Annotated in this window: 16 protein-coding genes; 12 read left to right on the forward strand and 4 right to left on the reverse strand. The window is 64.2% G+C overall.

The window, feature by feature from the left end:
* Window positions 1–50 precede the first annotated feature (50 nt).
* The 3 genes from V6F88_RS27145 to V6F88_RS27155 are packed head-to-tail and all read left to right on the forward strand — an operon-like array spanning window position 51 to window position 4,325.
* Window positions 51–1,496: an efflux transporter outer membrane subunit gene (locus V6F88_RS27145; RefSeq protein WP_332613419.1), complete on the forward strand. Its 1,446-nt coding sequence runs from the start codon at window positions 51–53 to the stop codon at window positions 1,494–1,496.
* A gap of 22 nt (window positions 1,497–1,518) precedes the next feature.
* The gene (locus tag V6F88_RS27150) at window positions 1,519–2,712 is read left to right on the forward strand and encodes an HlyD family secretion protein (protein ID WP_046803730.1); all 1,194 of its coding nucleotides are present in this window, start codon (window positions 1,519–1,521) and stop codon (window positions 2,710–2,712) included.
* Window positions 2,709–4,325, forward strand: a complete 1,617-nt coding sequence (locus tag V6F88_RS27155; RefSeq protein ID WP_314359942.1) for a DHA2 family efflux MFS transporter permease subunit — start codon at window positions 2,709–2,711, stop codon at window positions 4,323–4,325. Before V6F88_RS27150 ends, V6F88_RS27155 begins: the two co-directional genes overlap by 4 nt.
* A gap of 88 nt (window positions 4,326–4,413) precedes the next feature.
* Here V6F88_RS27155 and V6F88_RS27160 read toward each other — a convergent pair whose 3' ends face one another.
* The 3 genes from V6F88_RS27160 to V6F88_RS27170 all read right to left on the reverse strand — a co-directional run bounded on the left by V6F88_RS27160 (window position 4,414) and on the right by V6F88_RS27170 (window position 8,152).
* Window positions 4,414–5,391, reverse strand: coding sequence for a hypothetical protein (locus tag V6F88_RS27160; protein ID WP_332613420.1), 978 nt, complete (start codon window positions 5,389–5,391; stop codon window positions 4,414–4,416).
* A 35-nt stretch (window positions 5,392–5,426) separates the two neighbouring features.
* Window positions 5,427–6,494: a tartrate dehydrogenase gene (locus tag V6F88_RS27165; RefSeq protein WP_332613421.1), complete on the reverse strand. Its 1,068-nt coding sequence runs from the start codon at window positions 6,492–6,494 to the stop codon at window positions 5,427–5,429.
* Window positions 6,495–6,622: 128 nt separating this feature from the next.
* Window positions 6,623–8,152 (reverse strand): helicase HerA-like C-terminal domain-containing protein, encoded by a 1,530-nt coding sequence (locus V6F88_RS27170; protein WP_332613422.1) that lies wholly within the window; start codon window positions 8,150–8,152, stop codon window positions 6,623–6,625.
* 161 nt (window positions 8,153–8,313) lie between these two features.
* On the opposite strand from V6F88_RS27170, the gene V6F88_RS27175 reads away from it, so the two are divergent.
* The 7 genes from V6F88_RS27175 to V6F88_RS27205 all read left to right on the forward strand — a co-directional run bounded on the left by V6F88_RS27175 (window position 8,314) and on the right by V6F88_RS27205 (window position 13,612).
* A complete protein-coding gene (locus tag V6F88_RS27175) occupies window positions 8,314–9,045 on the forward strand; it encodes a YebC/PmpR family DNA-binding transcriptional regulator (protein ID WP_046807830.1) in 732 nt (243 codons plus the stop codon).
* Between the two features lie 126 nt (window positions 9,046–9,171).
* On the forward strand, window positions 9,172–10,479 hold the full coding sequence (gene purD, locus V6F88_RS27180) for a phosphoribosylamine--glycine ligase (RefSeq protein ID WP_332613423.1): 1,308 nt from the start codon (window positions 9,172–9,174) through the stop codon (window positions 10,477–10,479).
* Window positions 10,480–10,490: 11 nt separating this feature from the next.
* A complete protein-coding gene (hemF, locus tag V6F88_RS27185; protein ID WP_332613424.1) occupies window positions 10,491–11,402 on the forward strand; it encodes an oxygen-dependent coproporphyrinogen oxidase in 912 nt (303 codons plus the stop codon).
* A complete protein-coding gene (gene nadD / locus V6F88_RS27190) occupies window positions 11,399–11,986 on the forward strand; it encodes a nicotinate (nicotinamide) nucleotide adenylyltransferase (RefSeq protein WP_332613425.1) in 588 nt (195 codons plus the stop codon). Before hemF ends, nadD begins: the two co-directional genes overlap by 4 nt.
* Before the next feature lie 74 nt (window positions 11,987–12,060).
* On the forward strand, window positions 12,061–12,465 hold the full coding sequence (rsfS, locus tag V6F88_RS27195) for a ribosome silencing factor (protein ID WP_332613426.1): 405 nt from the start codon (window positions 12,061–12,063) through the stop codon (window positions 12,463–12,465).
* Between the two features lie 9 nt (window positions 12,466–12,474).
* Window positions 12,475–12,945, forward strand: coding sequence for a 23S rRNA (pseudouridine(1915)-N(3))-methyltransferase RlmH (gene rlmH, locus V6F88_RS27200; protein WP_332613427.1), 471 nt, complete (start codon window positions 12,475–12,477; stop codon window positions 12,943–12,945).
* Window positions 12,946–12,985: 40 nt separating this feature from the next.
* Window positions 12,986–13,612 carry a Maf family protein gene (locus tag V6F88_RS27205; RefSeq protein ID WP_332613428.1) on the forward strand — a complete coding sequence of 209 codons (627 nt, stop codon included), beginning with the start codon at window positions 12,986–12,988 and terminating at the stop codon, window positions 13,610–13,612.
* A 169-nt stretch (window positions 13,613–13,781) separates the two neighbouring features.
* Here the strand turns inward: V6F88_RS27205 and V6F88_RS27210 are convergent, their stop codons facing one another.
* Window positions 13,782–15,134, reverse strand: coding sequence for a dicarboxylate/amino acid:cation symporter (locus V6F88_RS27210; RefSeq protein WP_332613429.1), 1,353 nt, complete (start codon window positions 15,132–15,134; stop codon window positions 13,782–13,784).
* A gap of 445 nt (window positions 15,135–15,579) precedes the next feature.
* Between V6F88_RS27210 and V6F88_RS27215 the strand changes: the two genes are divergently transcribed.
* Both V6F88_RS27215 and V6F88_RS27220 read left to right on the forward strand, forming a co-directional pair.
* A complete protein-coding gene (locus tag V6F88_RS27215) occupies window positions 15,580–17,436 on the forward strand; it encodes a sensor histidine kinase (protein ID WP_332613430.1) in 1,857 nt (618 codons plus the stop codon).
* A complete protein-coding gene (locus V6F88_RS27220; protein ID WP_332613431.1) occupies window positions 17,433–18,839 on the forward strand; it encodes a sigma-54-dependent transcriptional regulator in 1,407 nt (468 codons plus the stop codon). Before V6F88_RS27215 ends, V6F88_RS27220 begins: the two co-directional genes overlap by 4 nt.
* Window positions 18,840–19,098: the final 259 nt, after the last annotated feature.

Raw genomic sequence — 19,098 nt, forward strand, 5'->3', positions numbered from 1 at the left:
TTTGCCTAGGCAAATACAGATCAATCAATTACTTTCAGCAAACAGTCAGGATGAAACGCCTTCTTTCTACCGTATTGGTGCTAGCACTTAGCGGCTGCGCACTGATGGAACCCGGGCCCGAACCCGTTGTAGCGCTGGATGCGGCCAAACTGGGGCTGACGGCTCACGACACGGCCTGGCCCAACACGCAATGGTGGCAACGCTACGGCGACAGCCAGCTCAACGCCCTGATGGACGAAGCGCTGGCAAACAGCCCCTCTATGAGCGCCGCCCAAGCGCGGCTGGCCAAGGCCAACGCCGCTGTCAGCTCGGCCCGCGCCCCGCTGATGCCCCGCGTGGACGCCGACTACTCCCTGAATCGCGAACATTTGTCGGCCGACTACATCTACCCGGCCCCGCTGGGTGGCACCGTCGTCAGCGACAACCGGCTGGCGCTGGATTTCAGCTATGAACTGGATTTCTGGGGCAAGAACCGGTCGCGCCTGAAGTCGGCTGTGTCGGAACGCGAAGCCGCCACCGCCGACGCCCAGGCCGCGCGCAACATGCTTGCCAGCGCCACCGTGCGTGCGTACCTGAACCTGCAAAACGCCTTTGCCCAACGCGACGTGCTCAAGCGCGTAATCGCGCAGCGCGCCGACGTCTTGTCCCTGACCCAAGGCCGCTATGGCGCCGGGCTTGACACGCAGGTGGAAGTGAAACAGGCCGAGTCCTCGCTGGCGGCCGGCAACGTTGAACTGACGCAGACGGAAACCACGCTGGCGCAGCTGCGCAACCAGGTCGCGGCGCTGGCCGGCGCCGGGCCGCAGCGCGGGCAGTCGCTGGTTGCGGTGGACCTGACCGCCCCGGCGGGCGTCGTGCCCACCGCCATCCCGCTGGACCTGCTGGGCCACCGGCCCGACGTCGTGGCCTCGCGCTGGCGCGCCGAAGCCGCGCGCAGCGCCATCGACACCGCCAAGGCCGAGTTCTACCCCAACGTCAACTTGACGGCATTCGCGGGCTTTCAGGCCTTGGGCACGGGCAACCTGCTGGGCGCTGCCGCGCGCACTGCCGGCTTCGGCCCGGCCGTCACGTTGCCGATCTTCCACGGTGGCGAATTGAACGCCAACCTGGCCGGCCGCCGCGCCGACGCGGACCTTGCCGTGTCCGACTACAACCAGGCCGTGCTGGACGCCGTGCATCAAGTGGCCGACGCGCTGGACGGGCTGCGGCTGCTGGAACAGGAACGCGCCCAACAGCGCCAGGCCCGCGAGGCCATCGAAGCCGCGTACGACCTGGCCGTGAACCGCTACAAGGCGGGGCTGGGCAACTACATCACCGTGCTGATCGCGCAAACCGGCGTGCTGACGCAGGCACGCATGGATACCGATCTGCGTATCCGCGCCTACCAGCTTGACGCCAATCTTGCCAATGCGCTGGGCGGCGGCTACACCCCGCCCGCCCCCACGGACACCGCGCAAGCCGCGCAGGCCGCCCCGGCCACGAACCCCATTCATTGAACGATCCTCGGATTCAGACGTCATGAACGCTGCCACCCCCACCGCCAATCCCGCCCGCAAACGCCTCTTGCTGCTGGCCTCCGGCGTCTTCATTCTTATCGCCATCGCCTATGCCATCTGGTGGTTCCTGTTTGGCGCCCACTTTGAAAGCACCGACGACGCCTACGTGCACGGCAACCTGGTGCAGATTACGCCGCAAGTGCCCGGCACTGTGATCGCTATCGAGGCCGACGACACCGAAACCGTCGCGGCCGGCCAGCCCCTGGTGCGCCTGGACCCCGCCGACACCGACGTAGCCCTGCAACAGGCGCAGGCCAAGCTGGCGCAGATGGTGCGCCAGGTTCGCACTTACTACGTGCAGAACGATGCGCTGGCCGCCGACGTCGACCTGCGCAATGCCGACATCCTGCGCGCCCAGGCCGAACTGACCCGCGCGCAAAGCGACGTCACCCGTCGCCAGCAACTGGCCAAGTCCGGCGGCGTCAGCGGTGAAGAAATCCTGCACGCCGAAGCCGCGCTGAAGTCGGCGCAGTCGGGTCTGGCCCAGGCCCGCGCCGCGCTGGCCGCCTCGCGCGCCAAGCTGGCCACCAACCAGGCGCTGACGCAAGGCACGACCGTTGCCAATCACCCCGACGTGCTGCAAGCCGCCGCGGGCTTGCGCAACGCGTGGCTGGCCCAGTCGCGTACGGTGCTGCCCGCGCCGGTAGGTGGCGTCATTGCGCGCCGCAGCGCGCAGGTGGGCCAGCGCGTGGCCCCAGGCACCGCGCTGATGACCGTGGTGCCGCTGGACCAGGTCTGGGTGGAAGCCAACTTCAAGGAAGGCCAGTTGCGCAAGATGCGCATCGGCCAGCCGGTCAAGATGGTGGCCGACCTTTACGGTAGCTCGGTGGTCTATCACGGCAAGGTGGCCGGTTTGGATGCCGGTACCGGCAGCGCCTTCGCGCTCTTGCCCGCCCAGAACGCCACGGGCAACTGGATCAAGGTGGTGCAGCGCGTGCCCGTACGCATCCTGCTTGACCCTGAAGACCTGAAGACGCATCCGTTGCGCGTCGGCCTGTCGATGGACGTGGAAGTGGACGTGGGCCAACAGGACGGCGAAGCGCTGACGCAAGCCGTGCGCAATGAGCCCGCCTGGTCCACGCGCGCCTTCGAACCGGCGCACGACGACGTCGACGCCATGATCAAGAAAATCATCGACGACAACCTCGCATCATGAGCACGACCGCCCAGCCCGCGGGCGCTGGCGCGCCCCCCATCGAACCCGCCCGCCCGCCGGGCACCCACCCGCCCCTGGAAGGCGCGGCCCGCATCATCGGGTCCATCGCGCTGTCCACGGCGGTGTTCATGAACGTGCTGGACACGTCGATTGCGAACGTGTCCATCCCGACGATTTCGGGCGACCTGGGCGTGAGCACCAGTCAGGGCACCTGGGTCATTACCTCGTTCGCGGTGGCCAACGCCATCACGGTGCCCTTGACCGGGTGGCTGACTCAGCGTTTCGGCCAGGTGCGCCTGTTCCTGATTTCGACGCTGCTGTTCGTGCTGGCCTCGTGGCTGTGCGGCTTTGCGCCGTCGCTGGAAGCGCTGATCGCGTTTCGCGTGTTGCAGGGCGCGGTGGCAGGGCCGATGATCCCGCTGTCGCAAACGCTAATGCTTGCCAGCTTCCCCAAGTCCAAGGCGGGCATGGCGCTGGCGGTGTGGTCCATGACCACGCTGGTGGCTCCCGTGGCCGGGCCCTTGCTGGGGGGATGGATTTCCGACAACTACACCTGGCCGTGGATCTTCTATATCAACGTTCCCGTGGGCTTGCTGGCGGCGTGGATCAGCTGGCGCATCTACGGCAATCGCGAATCGGTCACCCGCAAGCTTCCCATCGACAAGCTCGGCCTGGTGTTGCTGGTGGTCTGGGTGGGCGCGCTGCAAATCATGCTGGACAAGGGCAAGGAACTGGACTGGTTCGCCAGCCCCACCATCATCGCGCTGGCGGCGACGGCCTTTGTGGCGTTCGTGTTCTTCCTGATCTGGGAATTGACGGACGCGCATCCGGTAGTGGACCTGCGCCTGTTCAAGGTCCGCAATTTCACGGTGGGCGCACTGACGTTGGCGGTGGCCTACGGCGTGTTCTTCGGCAATGTGGTGCTGCTGCCGCTGTGGCTGCAAAGCAATATGGGCTACACCGCCACCTACGCCGGCCTGGTGACCGCGCCGGTGGGCTTGCTGGCCATCTTGCTGACCCCTATCGTGGGCAAGATGCTGGCCACGCGCGACCCGCGCCAGATCGTGACCGTGGCATTCCTGATCTTCGCGCTGGTGTGCTTCATGCGGTCCGGTTTCAACACGCAGACCGACGTGCGCACGCTGATGCTGCCGACCATCATCCAGGGCGCGGCGATGGCGGCGTTCTTCGTGCCGCTGACGTCCATCACGCTGTCCAGCATCGAGCCGTGGCGCATCCCCGCCGCGTCGGGCCTGTCGAACTTCCTGCGGCTGACGGCAGGCGCGTTCGGTACGTCGATCGCCACCACGCTGTGGGAAAATCGCGCCACCATGCACCACTCGCAGCTGACCGAAATTGCCAAGCCCGGTCAGCAGGCTTTCGATCAGACGGTCAACACGCTGCAGAACGGGCTGGGCGTATCGCATCAGCAGGCCTTGAGCATGGTTGACGGCCTGATCAACGCGCAGGCCTTCACGATGTCGGCGGTGGACGTGTTCTATGCGTCGGCCGTCATCTTCCTGATGCTGACGGGCCTGGTCTGGTTTGCTCGCCCGCGCTCGTCCAAGGCCGGCGACGGCGGCGCAGCGGAAGCGGCGGCAGGCGCGCACTGAGGCCGCGCCGGGCGTTTGGTTGAACGAAAAGGGCGCCAGCGAATTCGCTGGCGCCCTTTTTTTTTACCCGGCGGTTGGCCGTGCGCGATTACGGCAGGTTCAACGCGTCCTGTTTCAAGAACGCCTGCCAGTCGCGCCGCTCGATGATGTCGGCCGACAAGGCGCTGACGGGCGACAGGTTGAACACCGACACGCCGCGCGCGCGCCACTGCGCGGCGGCAAACCGGAACGACGGTTCGATCAGATGCGTGAAATTGCGCGCCAGTCGGCTGGTCTGGGGACGGCCGCCCTCGTCATAAAAGCGCAGCCCGTTTTGCACGGTGAGGTCCAGCCCGTGAACGAAAACCTGCCGCGCCCCGCCAGACACCAGCACCTGCAAGGCGGCATAGGCCACGGTATCGGCGTCGAACACGCCCAGCGATGCGTCAAAGCTGTAGCCCAGCCCCTGCTTGGCATCCAGCAGCTGCACGTCCGGCGTGGCGGCGGCGATCCGCTTGAGCACGGCGGGCGCCGCGCTGCGCTGGTAGGCGCGTTCGGAAATCATTTCAATAATGCAGATGCGGCAGCGGATCTGATCCTGCGGGATGCCTTGCATGATGTAGCGCAGCACTTCGGGAAACACGTACAGCGTCAGGTCCCGGGAGACGATTTCGCGCACCAGCTCGATGCGTTCCCGCACGAAATTCTGGTCGATGATGCAGTAGTACTTGAACGGCAGATCAAACTTGCGGGCCAGCGCGATGGCGCCGTTCACGCCCATGGCCACGCGTATGTCCAACTGGTCGTACGGAATCTCGGCCACCGAGGGACCGCTGAGGATCAGGTGCACTGTTTCATCAGCGCCGTCGTACCCTTGCGACAACGGCGTCAAGGGCAACGACCGGCCAAAGGCACGGAAGCCGCAAATGGCGCCCGTGCGGTCACGCCAGATCCGCACAAAAGGCCAAAGATGCTGGTTATGCCGTTGCGTGCGCGAGCGCAGCAAACGGAAAAGCTTGCGAACGAAGCGGTCGGCACGGCCACCGCCCACATGGGCGGCGGAAGTGGGGGATATTAAATGTTCCATCAACTAGCCTGATTGGCCGTACCCGCTTAATGCGTTCAACCGGCAGAGATCAGCGACGCAATGGCGTTGCCGACGTCGACGGTCGACGCGGTGCCCTTCATGTCCCGTGTGCGCGGACCATCCGCCAACACGGATTCGATTGCTTTGACCACTGCTTCCGACGCCTGGGGATAGCCCAGGAAATCAAGCATCAGCGCGCCGCTCCAGATTTGCCCGATCGGGTTGGCGATACCCTTGCCGTAGATGTCCGGGGCCGATCCGTGAACCGGTTCGAACAAGGACGGAAACTTGCGCTCGGGGTTCAGGTTCGCGGACGGTGCGATACCGATCGTGCCTGTGCAGGCCGGCCCAAGGTCGGAGAGAATGTCGCCAAACAAATTCGAAGCCACCACCACGTCGAACCAATCCGGGTGCTGCACGAAATGCGCGCACAGAATATCGATGTGGTATTTGTCCCAACGCACGTCCGGATAGTTCCCGGCAATATCGGCAACGCGCTCGTCCCACCACGGCATCGAAATCGAAATGCCGTTGGATTTTGTGGCCGCGGTCAGGTGCTTGCCGCGCTTTTGGGCAAGTTCGAAGGCAAACTTCAGCACGCGGTCCGCGCCGACACGCGTGAACACGCTTTCCTGAATGACGACTTCGCGCTCGGTGCCTTCGAACAGACGGCCACCGCTATTGGAGTATTCGCCTTCGGTGTTTTCGCGGACGATGAAGAAATCGATGTCGCCGGGCTTGCGATCCGCCAGCGGGGACGGCACGCCGGGCATCAGGCGTACAGGCCGCAAATTGATGTACTGATCAAACTCGCGACGGAATTTAAACAGCGAGCCCCACAGCGCCTCGTGGTCGGGCACGGTGGCGGGCCAACCGATCGAGCCGAAGAATATGGCCTCATGCTGCCCGATCTGCGCCTTCCAATCGTCCGGCATCATCTTGCCGTGTTGGGCGTAATAGTCGCAGCTCCAGTCGAAATGATCCCACTGGAATTCGATGCCGAAGCGCGTCGCCACGGCATCCAGCACCTTCAAGCCTTCCGGCACGACCTCCTTGCCAATCCCGTCTCCTGGAATCACCGCAATCTTGTGTTTCTTAGCCACCACGTTTCCTTAAGTTTTCCTTTGATAGACCGCCCAGAATCATAGGCATAAACGACCACGGCGCAACACCCCCCGTTACAAAACGGTGGTGCCGCGCAGCCTGTAACGTCGAGGATGCCCGGGCGATTTCAGCGCCGGGTCTTGGAGCCCAGCAGCGACCCAAGGATGCCACGTGTCAGTTCACGGGCGATGGAGCGGGCCGTGCTTTTGGCCATGGTCTGGACAACGCCGTCGCGCTTGCCGCCCCGTGGGCCGGTTGATCCGAACAGCACATCGTTCAGACGGCCCATCAGGCCGCCGCCCGCCTCGTCGGCCGGGGCCGGCGCATCGGGTTCAGGGCGAGTATTGCGGCCGGCGGTGGCCGGAGGGTCCGCGGGTACGGCGGCGCGACCGGCAAGGATTTCATAGGCAGATTCCCGGTCGACGGCCTTTTCATACTTGGCGGCCATCGGGCTGCCCTGGCGCAACGCCTGGCGCTCGGCGTCGGTCGCCGCTCCGATGCGGCTGGCGGGCGGCACGATGTAGGCGCGTTCGGTAGGCATGGGGCGGCCCTTGGCATCCAGCAACGACACCAGGGCCTCACCCACGCCCAACTCGGTAATGGCGGCTTCGATGTCCAGCCCGGGGTTGGGGCGCATGGTCTGCGCGGCGGTCTTGACGGCCTTCTGGTCGCGCGGCGTGAAAGCGCGCAGCGCGTGCTGCACGCGATTGCCCAGCTGCCCCAGCACGGTATCGGGAATATCCAGCGGATTTTGCGTCACGAAGTAGACGCCCACGCCCTTGGAACGGACCAGTCGCACCACCTGTTCGATCTTGTTCAGCAAGGCGGGCGGCGCATCGTTGAACAACAGGTGCGCTTCATCGAAAAAGAACACCAGCTTGGGCTGGTCCATGTCGCCCACTTCGGGCAGCTTTTCGTACAGGTCGGCCAACAACCACAGCAGGAAGATGGCGTACAGGCGCGGCGCCTGCATCAGCTTGTCGGCAGCCAGCACGTTGACCATGCCGCGGCCCTGCGCGTCCGTGCGCATCAGGTCGGCGACGTCCAGCATGGGTTCACCGAAGAATTTCTCGGCGCCCTGCGATTCCAGCGCCAGGAGGCCGCGCTGGATGGCGCCGACGCTGGCGGACGACACGTTGCCGTAGCGGGTCTTGAGCTCGGCCGAGCGGTCCGCCACGTTTTGCAGCATGGCGCGCAGGTCTTTCAGGTCCAGCAGCAACTGGCCTTCGTCGTCGGCCACCTTGAACACCAGGGTCAGCACCCCTTCCTGCGTGTCGTTCAATTCCAGGATGCGCGACAGCAGCAGCGGGCCCATATCGGTAATGGTGGCCCGCACCGGCAGCCCTTGTTCGCCAAAGACGTCCCAGAGGGTGACGGGGCTGGCTGCCCAGACGGGCTCGTCCAGGCCCAGGCTTTTCAGGCGTTCGGCCAGCTTGGGGCTGGCCGCCCCCGCCTGCGAAATACCGGTCAGGTCGCCCTTGACGTCGGCCATGAACACCGGCGTGCCGATGCGGGAAAAGGACTCGGCCAGCACTTGCAGGGTGACCGTTTTGCCCGTGCCGGTGGCCCCCGTAATGCAGCCGTGCCGGTTGGCCAGGGCGGGCAGCAGCGCGAGCTCGGTCTGGGCGTTCTTGGCGATGACGATGGGGTTGGGCATGGGGCAACGCTCCGGACCGGGAAGCTAAAGGATGCCCAAGTGTAGAGCCTGCCGCGCGGCTTGTGCGCGTGGCAATATCGACACAGGCGGCCCTGCCCCGGGCGCTACGCCCGTCGGCACGGTAAAATGCCTTTTTTGCAGCCAATTTATCCTGGGAAGCCATGGCCGGACACAGCAAATGGGCCAATATTCAGCACCGCAAAGGGCGCCAAGACGCCAAGCGCGGAAAGCTCTGGACCAAGATCATTCGTGAAATTACCGTGGCGGCGCGCGCCGGCGGCGCCGACCCGGACAGCAACCCGCGTCTGCGCATGGCGTGGGACAAGGCGACCGACGCCAACATGCCCAAGGACAACATCCAGCGCGCCATCCAGCGTGGGGCGGGCGGTGCGGACGGCGACGCCTACGAGGAAGTCCGCTACGAAGGCTACGGCATCGGCGGCGCGGCGGTCATCGTCGACTGCATGACCGACAACCGCACCCGCACCGTGGCGGAAGTTCGCCATGCGTTTGCCAAGAACGGCGGCAACCTGGGCCAGGAAGGCTCAGTGGCCTTTATGTTCAAGCATTGCGGCCAGTTCGTATTCGCCCCGGGCACGCCCGAAGACAAAGTCATGGAAGCCGCACTTGATGCCGGCGCCGAAGACGTCACGACCGACGAAGAAGGCGTGATCGAAGTCGTTTGCGCGCCAGCCGACTACGCCGCCGTGCGCAAGGCGTTTGATGACGCGGGCCTGAAGGCGGAAGTGGACGGCATCGTCATGAAGGCGCTGAACGAAACCGAACTGGCCGGCGAAGACGCCATCAAGATGCAAAAACTGCTCGACGCCCTGGAAGGCCTGGACGACGTGCAGGAAGTCTATACGACCGTCATTTTCGACGAAGCGCAGTAAATCCCACGGTTCCAGCACGTCGACGGCCCTGGCCGCCGCCGCGCTGGAATGTGAAACGGCTCCGGGTGGTCCCGGGTCCGTCGCCTTCTCCACGGGCTAGAGTGGCAACCTTCAGAATCACGCAACATGAAACTCCTGGTAATTGGCTCGGGCGGCCGCGAACATGCCCTCGCCTGGCGGCTGGCCCGCTCCCCGCGCGTACACAAAGTGTTCGTCGCGCCGGGTAACGGTGGCACGCAACGGGCCGAGCAGATGGAAAACATCCCGCTCACCAATGCCGAGGAGCTGGCCGATTTCGTCCAGCGCGAAGGGATCGCCCTGACGGTCGTCGGGCCGGAAGCGCCGCTGGCCTCGGGCGTGGTGGACGTGTTCCGTGCGCGTGGCCTGAAGATCTTCGGCCCCACCAAGGCCGCCGCGCAGCTGGAAAGCTCGAAGGACTACGCCAAGGCCTTCATGGTCCGGCACAACATCCCGACCGCGCGCTACGCCACGTTCACCGACCCGGTCCAAGCGCACGCCTATATCGACCAGGAAGGCGCCCCCATCGTCATCAAGGCTGACGGCCTGGCCGCCGGCAAGGGCGTCGTGGTCGCGGCCACGCTGGAAGAAGCGCACGCCGCCGTTGACGCCATGCTGGGTGACGGCTCGATGGGCGCTGCGGGCGCTCGCGTCGTCATCGAAGAATGCCTGGTGGGCGAAGAAGCCAGCTTCATCGTCATGTGCGACGGCCGCAACGTGCTGGCGCTGGCCACCAGCCAGGACCACAAGCGCCTGCAAGACGGCGACCAGGGCCCGAACACCGGCGGCATGGGCGCGTATTCACCCGCGCCGATCGTTACGCCTGAACTGCACCACCGCATCATGCGCGAAATCATCCTGCCGACCGTGCAGGGCATGACGCGCGACGGCATTCCGTATACCGGTTTCCTGTACGCCGGCCTGATGATTGCCCCGGGCGATGACCCCGACCGTGAAATCAAGACGCTGGAATTCAACTGCCGCATGGGCGACCCGGAAACGCAGCCCATCATGATGCGCGTCAAGAGCGACCTGCTGGACGCGCTTGAGCACGCCGTGGACGGCACGCTGAACCGGGCCGACATCGTCTGGGACCGCCGCACCGCCCTGGGCGTGGTGCTGGCCTCGCACAATTACCCGAACACGCCGCGCACCGGCGACGTCATCCGCGGCCTGCCCGCCGACGCCGAAGACTGCATGGTGTTCCACGCCGCCACGGAACTGACCGGCGAAGAAACAAAGACCACCGGCGGCCGTGTGCTGTGCGTTACGGCGCTTGGCGATTCGGTCAAGATGGCGCGCGACCGCGTGTACGAAGCCATTGACGGCATCCATTTCGATGGCCGCCAATACCGCAGCGACATCGGCTGGCGCGCCTTGAAGCCGTCGCAACAGAAACCGAAGTCCAACGCGTAAGCGGAAAGCCGATGAACGCCTTGCCCGTTGCCACTGTCCGCGATTACCTCACCGGCCTTCAGGCCCGTATCGTCCAGGCGCTGGAAGCCGCGGAAGGCGGCCCGTTCCGTGCCGACGAATGGGTCCGGCCCGAGGGCGGCGGCGGTCTGTCGCGGTTGCTGGAAGGCGGCCAGTTGTTCGAGCGCGCCGGGGTGCTGTTCAGCCACGTCAAGGGCACGAAGCTGCCGCCGTCGGCCAGCGCCCACCGCCCCGAGCTTGCCGGCCGCGCCTGGGAAGCGATGGGCGTGTCGATGGTGCTGCACCCGCGCAACCCGTACGTGCCCACCACCCACATGAACGTGCGCATGTTCGTGGCGGCGGCCCGCCCCGGGCATGACGAAGCCGACATCTTCTGGTTCGGCGGCGGCATCGACCTGACCCCGTATTACCCGTTCGAAGAAGACGCGCGCCATTTCCATACGGTGTGCCGCGACGCGCTGGCCAGCCACGGCCCTGACTACTATCCGCGCTACAAGCGCTGGTGCGACGAATACTTCTTTCTGAAGCATCGCAACGAAACGCGCGGCATTGGCGGCGTATTCTTCGACGACCTGAACGCGCCGGGCTTTGACGCCTCGTTCGCCTTGACGCGGTCGGTAGGCGACGCGTTCCTGCACAGCTACCTGCCCATCGTGGAACGTCGGCGTGGCATGGCGTACACGGAGCGCGAGCGCGACTTCCAGGCGTACCGCCGTGGCCGCTACGTGGAATTCAACCTGGTGTTCGATCGCGGCACGCTGTTTGGCCTGCAATCGGGCGGCCGCACCGAATCCATCCTGCTGTCCATGCCACCCATGGCGCAATGGCGCTACGACTGGCATCCGGAACCGGGTTCGCCCGAAGCCGAGCTCGCGCCGTACCTGACACCGCGGGATTGGGTTTGAAGCGCATCGGCCTTCTGGGCGGCAGTTTCGACCCCGTCCACGTCGCCCACGTTGCGCTGGCGCAAAACGCGCTATCCACGCTGGATCTGGCCGCCGTGGAATTGATTCCGGCGGGCAACCCCTGGCAGCGCGCCGCCCTGCATGCCACGGGCGAACAACGCCGCGACATGCTTGAACTGGCCATTGCCGGCCATGACGGGCTGGTCGTCAACCCGATTGAAATCGACCGCAGTGGCCCCACTTACACCATCGACACGTTGCGCGCCCTGCCCTCGGACGCGCGCTATGTCTGGCTGTTGGGTGCCGACCAACTTGCCAATTTCTGCACTTGGCGCAGCTGGCGCGACATAGCCAGCTTAGTGGACCTGGCCGTGGCCACCCGCCCCGGCACGGCATTGACGCCGCCTGCTGAATTGACCGGCTGGCTGCAAGAACAAGGCCACCGCCTGGAAGAACTGCCCTTTGCCCCGATGGCGGTGTCCGCATCAGACATCCGCCGCCGGCTGGCCGCGGGCGAATCCACGGACGGACTGCTGGCCCCGGCCGTTGCCGCCTATATTGCGGCGCACCAACTTTACCGATAAACCCACACCCGCCAGGCGCTGAAAGCGCCACGGAGCCGGCATCCGCCGTCCGTCCGCGGGTTATATTTGCAGCTATGGATATAACGAAACTCCAACGCGCCGTCATCGATGCCCTCGAAGACGTCAAGGCGCAAGACATCAAGGTCTACAACACCACGCATCTGACAAGCTTGTTCGATCGCGTCGTGATTGCCAGCGCCACCTCCAACCGCCAGACCCGGGCCTTGGCTTCAAGCGTGGCCGACCGTGGCCGTGCACTTGAACTGACCGGCATCACCATCGAAGGCGAAGACACCGGTGAATGGGTTGTCGTCGACTTGGGCGACGTCGTCGTGCACATCATGCAGCCAGCGATTCGCCAGTACTACAACCTGGAAGAAATCTGGGGCGGCAAGCCGGTGCGCGTGAAGCTGCTGCCGGAATCGACCCGCGTAGCGCCGATCCCCACCGACAGCGGCTACGACGACGCCGAAGCCTGAGTTCCTGCCGTGAAATTGATCGTTGCGGCGGTGGGAACGCGTATGCCCGATTGGGTCGAGACGGCCTGGGCGGACTACGCCAAGCGCCTGCCCGCCGATTGCGCGCTGGAACTGCGCGAGATCAAACCCGAACCGCGCACCACCGGTAAAACGCCCGCCCAGATGATGGCTGCCGAAGCCAAGCGCATCGAAGCTGCGCTGCCCCCAGGCGCGCTGCGCCTGGCCCTGGATGAGCGCGGCCGCGACCTGACCACGATGGCCCTGTCGCAAAAGCTGGAACAGTGGCGAGCCGGCGGGCAGGACGTCGCCTTCTTGGTCGGTGGGCCGGATGGCCTGGACCCCGACCTTAAGGCCTCGTGCAGCGGTCAACTACGCTTGTCGTCGTTGACCTTGCCCCATCCGATGGTCCGCGTGGTGTTGGCCGAACAGCTCTATCGCGCCTGGGCCATCATGACCAATCACCCCTACCACCGCGCCTGACCGCTGGCCGGGCAGCGCCGAATTTTTTACGCGTTCACGCATGTCTACCTCCGCCGACACCGACGCTTCCCCCGCCCGTCTTTACCTGGCATCGGCCAGCCCAAGGCGGCGCGAACTGCTGACCCAGATCGGTCTTGCGCACAAAGTCCTGCTGGTGCCTGCCCCCCCGGGCGAAGACGAACCCCAACACGAAGGTGAAAGCGCCGCTGACTATGTGCAGCGCACCGCCCGTGACAAGGCGCTGCGCGGCCGCGACTGGATGCACGCGCACGCGCTGCCCGAGCTGCCGCTGCTGTCCGCCGACACCACCGTCATCCTGAATGGCGTGGTGCTGGGCAAGCCTGCCGATCGTGACGACGCCATCCGCATTCTGCGTGCCTTGTCCGGTTCGGTGCACGAGGTGCACACGGCGGTGGCGGTGTGCGCACGCGGGCAGCTGCTAGAGGCCGTCTCGATCACCCGGGTCCAGATGCGCGAACTGGGCGACGACGAAATCGGCCGCTACTGTGACAGCGGCGAACCCTTCGGCAAGGCGGGCGCGTACGGAATCCAGGGGCTGGCCGGCGCCTTTATCTCGCACATTTCGGGCAGCTATACGGGCGTAATGGGTTTGCCACTATTCGAAACGGCAAACCTGCTGCGAACGGCGGGCATACACGTACCCTGAACTGATATTGGCATTGGCATTGGCATTGGCGCTGGCATTAACGCTGACATTGGCGGCCAGCGGGCCCCAAGTTTCGGCTTGGTCAAAAAAATCCCCCGCATGTCGTAGCCGACGCGGGGGATTTTTCATTGCATCATTGCGGGCCGTGCTTCGGTTCGGGCCTCAGGGCTCAGGCCGTGTGGCTGATCGCCGCATGCGTTTCCGACGCAGGCATGTCGGCGGCCGGCCCTCCTGCCGTAGGCTGGCCGTCCAACGCGGCGTGCAGTTGCTCTTGATCCAGCTCGCCTTCCCAACGGGCCACCACGACGGCGGCGGTAGCGTTACCCACCAGATTGGTCAACGCGCGGCATTCGGACATGAAGCGGTCCACGCCCAGGATCAGCGTCATCCCGGCGATCGGCACCGACGGTACCACCGACAAGGTCGCAGCCAGGGTAATGAAGCCGGCCCCGGTCACGCCCGCCGCGCCCTTGGAGCTGAGCATGGCAACCGCCAAGAGCAGAATCTGGTCGCCCAACGACAGAGGAATGTCGCAGGCCTGGGCGATGAATAGCGCGGCCATCGTCATGTAGATGTTGGTGCCGTCCAGATTGAACGAGTATCCCGTGGGTACCACCAGCCCGACCACCGACTTGGAACAGCCGGCGCGTTCCATCTTCTGCATCAGCGTGGGCAGCGCGGCTTCGGACGAGCTCGTGCCCAGCACCAACAGCAATTCTTCGCGGATGTAGCGAACCAGCTTCAGGATCGAAAAACCGTTGTATCGGGCAACCAGGCCCAGTACCACGACGACGAACAGCACCGAAGTCGCGTAAAACGTGCCGACCAGCATGGCCAGGTTAACGACCGACTTGATGCCGTACTTGCCGATGGTGAACGCCATTGCGCCGAATGCACCGATGGGCGCGGCCTTCATCAAAATGGCGACCAACTTGAAGATGGGCTGGGCCAATGCGGTCATGAAATTCAGAATTGGCTTGCCGCGCTCACCCACCATCGCCAGCGAAATGCCAAACAGGACCGCCACGAACAGCACCTGAAGAATGTCCCCGCCCACGAACGGGCTGAAGATCGTCGTCGGGATAATGTTCATCAAAAAGCCGGTAATGGTCGAGTCGTGCGCTTTCGCCACGAAATTCGCCACGGCCTTCTGGTCCAGGGTGCTGGGGTCGATATGCATGCCCGCGCCCGGCTGGACGATATGGCTGACCACCATGCCGATGATCAACGCAAGCGTCGAGAAGATCAGAAAGTACAGCATGGCCTTGCCGGCCACGCGCCCTACCTTCTTCAGGTCGCTCATCGCCGCAATGCCCGAGGCCACGGTCAGGAAAATGACCGGCGCGATGATCATCTTGACCAGCTTGATGAAGGCGTCGCCCAACGGTTGCATCTGCTGGCCGAGTTCAGGCTTGAACGCGCCCAATAGCACTCCGATCACGATGGCGAAGATTACCTGCACGTACAGGATTTGATAAAACTTGAGCTTGCGCGCAGGCGCGCCTTGATCTATTTCGATCATCGGGATTTGTCCCCACCAATGCCCCTTGCCGCAAGGGGCGACGGGGCGTTTTCTGTTTTATGGCGATGCGCAGTGGCCGCACGCCCATTTCACCGCGCGCGGGAAGCGGCTCGGCTTACTGCTACTTACGCAAGACCTGTGCCAGGCCGTGAGCGGCCTGCACATTGGCGACAAGCCATTGATAGTTAACGGCTTCATCGGATTTTTGTTTTAAGTTCGGCGGGATAAATGGCGGAAAACCACACGGAAGCGGGCTAGAATGTGCGGAAAACCGCACACCATGTCAAAACCTCCTCCCTCCCGGTCGATCCGCCCCGCATCCCGCTCCGGGTCCGGGTCCGCGTCTGGTTCCGTGTCTGGTTCCGCGTCCGGTTCCGCGCATTCAAACCCGGCCTCGTCCCCCACCCGCGAGACGCGCCGGCCGTGGCGCGCGCGTGCCGTTGCCATGCTGGTTCTTATCGGCGTGGTGGCGGCGGTGCTGCAGGCGGCTACCGATTGGGCACGCGAGAACGCGATCAAAAGCGCCACGCTCCAAGCACGGAGCGCGGGGCAGATCAACGCGGCCTTGCTGCGCAACAACCTCGACAAATTCCGCGCGCTACCCTTTGTCTTGACCCGAGACGTAGACGTGCGCGCGGTGTTGCAAGGCGCGTCCTCCGCCCAGGTTGAATCGCTGGATGACAAGCTCGACACGCTGACGCGCGGCGTCGGCGCGTCGGCGATCTACCTGCTGGACAAGACGGGTTTGGCGATCGCCGCCAGCAATTGGCGCGAACCCGCGACGTTCGTTGGGGTGGACTATCAGTTCCGGCCGTACTTCCAAGGCGCGGTTGCGCGCGGCTCGGCAGAACACTTTGCGTTGGGAACGATCAGCCACGAAGCCGGGCTGTACCTGTCCCGCCGGGTGGACGACGCCCAAGGCGCCATGTTGGGCGTGATCGTCTTGAAGGTTGACTTCCGCGACCTGGAATCCGACTGGCGCCAATCCAGCGCGCCCATCTTCGTCACCGATGAACATGGCGTGGTGCTGCTGGGCAGCGTGTCGGACTGGCGGTTCGACGTGTTGGCGCCGCTATCTCCCGACTTGGCACAAACGCTGCGCACCAGCCTTCAGTTCGGCGATGCCCGCTTTCAAACCTTGCCGTTGACGCCGCCACTGTCGTCGGTGGGCAATGGCCAGTTAGTACGCACCGACGACGCCTTGCCGCAGATTCCAAAAGGCGCCCCGCTGCTGCACACGACCCTGCCCATTACAGAGTCGCCGGGCTGGACGCTGCACCTCTTGTCGCCGGTGCAGGCGGCCATGAACCAAGCCACCGCCAACGCCCAAATGGCGGCGCTGCTTGCGCTAAGCCTGTTAGCCGCAGCCCTGGGCATCGTGCTTTACCGGCGTCAGCGCAATCGCGAACAAGCGCGGCAGCAAGCAGCCACGCAGGCTCAGCTGGCCGCACTGGTCGGCGAACGTACCGCACAGCTTAGCGAACTTAATGAACAGTTGATGGACGAGATGGACGAACGGCAGCGGGCCGAAGCCCGCTTGCACACCATGCAGGACGAACTGGTCCAGGCCAGTAAGCTGGCATTGCTCGGCCAGGTGGCGGCCGGGGTGGCTCACGAAATCAATCAGCCCGTTGCGGCAATCCGCGCCTACGCCGACAACGCGACCGAATTCGTGCGCCGCGACGACATGGCCGCCGTCAATGAAAACCTGGGTACCATCGCCGCCTTGACGGAACGCATCGGCCACATCACGGGCGAACTCCGCGCGTTTTCCCGCAAGGCGGGCACGTCCGTGGGGCCGACAAGCTTGAAGGACGCCATGGAAGGCGCACTGCTGCTGATCGGGCCGCGTGCGCGCAGGCAAGGGGTCACACTGGTACGGCCGCCCGACGACCAGGATGTGCTTGTCCGCGCCGACCGCATTCGGCTCGAACAGGTGCTGGTGAACTTGCTGCAAAACGCAATGGAAGCATTGGAAGGCGTCGCTGACGGCCGCGTGCTGGTAACGCTGCAAGACCTTGGTGAAACGGTGCGGCTCTTGGTCAGCGACAATGGCCCCGGCCTTGCGGCTGACACGCGCGCACGCCTTTTTACGCCCTTCTACACCACAAAAGCGGAAGGCTTGGGCCTGGGGCTGGTGATATGCCGGGACATCGTTGCCGAATTTGGCGGCGACTTGACGGCCTTGGATCCCGACGACCCGGCGTCTCCAAACCCGCCTGGCGCGCTAGGCGGGGCCACTTTCCTACTCACATTACGCAAGGCGCCCACCGCGCATTACCGACTAGCCATTTCGCCATGATCCGTCCTCCTGATACTTCCCCCTACACGGTCGGGCCGCTAGACGACGGCCAGCCCGTGCCACCGCACGTCGTCTTCATCGACGACGATGAAGATTTGCGCCGCGCCAACATCCAGACGTTGAAGTTGCATGGCATGACGGTAGACGCGCACAGCTCGGCGCGTTCGGCACTGCCGACGCTGCATCGGGGGTTTGATGGCGTGGTCGTCACAGACATCCGCATGCCCGACATTGACGGGCTGCAATTATTCCGTCGCCTGCGCGACATCGATCCCGAGCTTCCCGTCATTCTGATCACCGGCCATGGCGACATCGCTACGGCAGTGCAGTGCATGCGCGACGGGGCCTATGACTTCTTGGCCAAGCCGTATGCGCCTGACCGGCTCACAACCGCCATCCTCCACGCAACCGAAAAGCGTCGGCTGGTGTTGGAGAATCGGCGTCTGCGGGAGGCGGCGTTTGCTGTCGAGGCGGACGAGGTCCCGTTTATCGGCTCGACGCCGGCGATGCAACGCATCAAGGAAACGCTGCGCCACATCGCCGACGCAAATGTCGACGTACTCGTAGAGGGAGAGACCGGCACTGGCAAAGAAGTCGTCGCCACCGCGCTTCACCGCCTAAGCCGGCGTCGCCATCGTTCGCTGGTCGCGATCAATTGCGGAGCACTGCCGGAAAGCGTCATAGAAAGCGAGTTGTTCGGGCACGAAGCCGGCGCCTTCACTGGCGCGCAGAAGAAGCGCATTGGTCGCATCGAACACGCGAGCGGGGGCACACTTTTCCTGGACGAAATTGAGAGCATGCCGCTCGCAGTGCAAGTGAAGCTGCTGCGCGTACTCGAATCGCGCCAGATCACCCCACTGGGCAGCAATGAGGTCCGCAACCTGGACCTGCGCGTGGTGGCTGCTACCAAGGAGGACTTGGGGGATCCCTCCATTCGCGGGAAATTCCGGGAAGACCTTTTCTACCGGCTGAACGTCGTCACCATCCGAATTCCGCCCCTGCGCGAGCGCCGAGAGGACATTCCTCTGCTGTTCGCGCATTACCTTGGCCACGCGTCACGCCGCTTCCAGCGAGACATTCCCGACATACCGACCTCGATCACTCAGCATGTCATGACGCACGCCTGGCCCGGCAACGTGCGCGAACTTGCGCACTTCGCTGAACGCTTGGTCCTGGGGGTACCCGACACGGTGAAATCGAACTACGTGCAAGCACCCGACAATAAGCAAACACTGCCCGAGCGTATGGAGCAATTTGAAGCCCGGTTAATACGCGATGCCCTTCAAGCCCATCAGGGCGATATCAAAGCCACGCTGGAATCGCTGGGCATTCCCCGTAAAACGTTCTACGACAAACTTCAGCGCCATGGCATAGAGCGCCAGCAGTACCTGTCTGCGTCGTAGACGAACTGACGGCGATAAACAAAAAAAGCCCCGCTGCGCTAGCAACGGGGCTTTTCTTATAAATACATGCACATAAGCTGCGGCTCGACTACTAAAACTGTGCAACGACCGAAGCTAAAAACGAATCAAAAACCAAAATCAAAAATCCAAAGACAAAACCCCACAGGATTACCTGTGGGGTTTTGCGCAATAAAAGCCTGACGATGACCTACTTTCACAGACGTCCGTCCACTATCATCGGCGCGAAGGCGTTTCACTG

Origin of the sequence: Achromobacter sp. ESBL13 (assembly GCF_036668755.1) — a bacterium.
In the GTDB taxonomy this organism is placed as follows: Bacteria; Pseudomonadota; Gammaproteobacteria; order Burkholderiales; family Burkholderiaceae_B; genus Achromobacter.

Bases quoted from the DNA above. Each gene is read 5' to 3' on its own strand.
- V6F88_RS27145 (WP_332613419.1), top strand. From the start codon at position 51: ATGAAACGCCTTCTTTCTACCGTATTGGTGCTAGCACTTAGCGGCTGC.
- V6F88_RS27150 (WP_046803730.1), top strand. From the start codon at position 1,519: ATGAACGCTGCCACCCCCACCGCCAATCCCGCCCGCAAACGCCTCTTG.
- V6F88_RS27155 (WP_314359942.1), top strand. From the start codon at position 2,709: ATGAGCACGACCGCCCAGCCCGCGGGCGCTGGCGCGCCCCCCATCGAA.
- V6F88_RS27160 (WP_332613420.1), bottom strand. From the start codon at position 5,391: ATGGAACATTTAATATCCCCCACTTCCGCCGCCCATGTGGGCGGTGGC.
- V6F88_RS27170 (WP_332613422.1), bottom strand. From the start codon at position 8,152: ATGCCCAACCCCATCGTCATCGCCAAGAACGCCCAGACCGAGCTCGCG.
- V6F88_RS27175 (WP_046807830.1), top strand. From the start codon at position 8,314: ATGGCCGGACACAGCAAATGGGCCAATATTCAGCACCGCAAAGGGCGC.
- purD (WP_332613423.1), top strand. From the start codon at position 9,172: ATGAAACTCCTGGTAATTGGCTCGGGCGGCCGCGAACATGCCCTCGCC.
- hemF (WP_332613424.1), top strand. From the start codon at position 10,491: ATGAACGCCTTGCCCGTTGCCACTGTCCGCGATTACCTCACCGGCCTT.
- rsfS (WP_332613426.1), top strand. From the start codon at position 12,061: ATGGATATAACGAAACTCCAACGCGCCGTCATCGATGCCCTCGAAGAC.
- V6F88_RS27205 (WP_332613428.1), top strand. From the start codon at position 12,986: ATGTCTACCTCCGCCGACACCGACGCTTCCCCCGCCCGTCTTTACCTG.
- V6F88_RS27210 (WP_332613429.1), bottom strand. From the start codon at position 15,134: ATGATCGAAATAGATCAAGGCGCGCCTGCGCGCAAGCTCAAGTTTTAT.
- V6F88_RS27215 (WP_332613430.1), top strand. From the start codon at position 15,580: ATGCTGGTTCTTATCGGCGTGGTGGCGGCGGTGCTGCAGGCGGCTACC.
- V6F88_RS27220 (WP_332613431.1), top strand. From the start codon at position 17,433: ATGATCCGTCCTCCTGATACTTCCCCCTACACGGTCGGGCCGCTAGAC.